Annotated in this window: 1 protein-coding gene; it reads right to left on the bottom strand. The window is 71.2% G+C overall.

Annotated features, from left to right (window positions below; genetic code table 11):
* The coding region (locus tag AC0IX4_RS23320) for an aldehyde dehydrogenase family protein (protein ID WP_471831452.1) at positions 1–240 on the bottom strand (240 nt) is incomplete at both ends.

Genomic DNA, 240 nt, shown 5'->3' on the forward strand with positions numbered 1-240 from the left:
AGGGACGTGTTCTCGAGGATGTCCGCCATCGACCGGAAGATGGTCACGCCCAGACCGTCCTGCACGGTGCGGGACCGCGCGATCGGCGTGCCGACCTCGCGCGCCATGATCTCGGCGAGTTCGGCTGCCCGATCGACCAGCCCGTCGGCGATCTGCCGCTGCGCCGTCACGCGGTCGACGATCGACGACTGCGACCACTCGCCGATGGCGGCACGTGCTGCGGCGACCGCGTGACGGCGC

Source organism: Rhodococcus sp. AC861 (assembly GCF_979256035.1).